A 1,579-nucleotide genomic window follows, 5' to 3' on the forward strand; every position below is an offset into this window, starting at 1 on the left:
CTATTTCGGCGTGCCCATGCCCGACACGGGGCCCACTCCCACCGCGACCGTCACCGAAGGCTCGCTATGGTGGAAGCACGAAAAGCTACACCGCAGGGCTATGGCGAGCTTCGCAACGGTAGGACCCGAGATCCGCGAGAGCTTCGAGGCGCTTGAGGTCAAGTGGTTTTCTGAGGGCCGTGCGCTGGCTGCGGCCAGCCCAGTGGAGAAGATGGAATTCATGGCCAGTTGCTGGCGCGAGGCTGAGACCGTCACCGACCGCTGGATCGCCGATCTCTCACGACGCAATGTCACCTTCCCGCACCAAGGCTTCGGCGCCATGTGGCAGACGTTCAACACCGCCGCATCGCTGTCTACCCCTCTGGCGTGAATGCCGTCTAGGTCTGCCGCTCGAAGCGCACGTTGCGGGCGAGCCAGCATCCGATGGAGAGTGCTTCGACCTTGTTGCCCGCTGACCGGTGCATCCGCACCGTCCAGTCGCCGGGCGAAGGCGCATCGAGTGCGCGGTTGCAGACCATGCGCCATACATCCTTTCCTACAGGTAACAGTGGCATCATCGGTCCTTGCCCCAGGAAGCCCTTGAAGCCACCGAAGTAACTTCCGCCCGCGCTGTCGATCACGAGTTCGGACTCGAATTCCGGGGAGCGATAGGTGGCAGCGATGTTATCGTCACGCAGGCTGCCAACAGGCACAGCGATACTATGAATCGCATCGGCGGGACGATCGATGCGAATGGCGCCGCCATCGCGCGTGAGCTTCATGTCATGCCCGCGAGCCACGCCATCGGCGCCGACGCTGAGGACATCGGTCCCTCCGTCATATGCGGCGCTCACCGTGCCATCGCCATTCGCCCTCACATCGAGGAGAAGCCCTATCTTCTCGTCGAGCCAGCTTCCTGCAAACGCTTCAGCAAGCGGGGCCTGCGAGGCCGCTGGCGCATCGCTTTCACCAAGCGCGGCCGCGAGCAGGTGAATGGCCGCACCCCGGCTGTCGCTCTCATGGTTGAAGGCAACCGCCACGGACAACCGCTCCGAGGGAACCCAGTAACGCTGCAGCCGCCAGCCGCGGATAGCCCCGCCGTGGCCACTCATGTCGCGCCCCCAGTAGCGCGTCCGCGCCAACCCCAGCCCGTAGCCTGCCGGTGACCCATCCCTGAAGGTGACGGCCTGCGACAGCTTCGAATACACGCTTGAGGGATCGTCACGCGTGCGGTCGATGTAACGTTCCCAGGCCATCATGTCGTCGATCGAGGCGCAGAGACCGGCATCACCCGTCCAGTGAATGCGGTTGATGCCGGGGCGCCAGCCCGTCGCAAGCGTGCCTTCGTAGCCTACCGCATCACCCGGCAATTCTCCGGTTTCGGCGGCGAACACTGCACCCTCCATGCCCGTTGGCGCGACGACCTGCTGCATCAGGTAATCGCCAAAGGGGCGGCCCACCTTCTGCTCGATTGCCGTCGCCAGAAGTCGGAAGTTGCCGTTGGAATAGGAGTAGCCGGTGCCCGGCGCAAAATGCAGGCTACGGTGTTGATTTGCACTGAGAGTTGACCCGGGAGGGGCACAAGTTTCCACTGAGAATT

At 63.6% G+C, this 1,579-nt stretch carries 2 protein-coding genes; one reads left to right on the top strand and one right to left on the bottom strand.

From position 1 onward, the window contains the following. Positions 1-370 (top strand): hypothetical protein (locus tag WCJ41_RS22205; RefSeq protein ID WP_336908008.1); only part of this gene is annotated, 370 nt, incomplete at its 5' end. Positions 371-377: 7 nt separating this feature from the next. On the opposite strand, the gene WCJ41_RS22210 is transcribed toward WCJ41_RS22205, so the two are convergent. Next, on the bottom strand, positions 378-1,579 hold a 1,202-nt coding region (locus WCJ41_RS22210), incomplete at its 5' end, for a serine hydrolase (protein WP_336908009.1).

This window comes from Aestuariivirga sp. (assembly GCF_037139295.1).
Classification (GTDB): Bacteria; Pseudomonadota; Alphaproteobacteria; order Rhizobiales; family Aestuariivirgaceae; genus Aestuariivirga.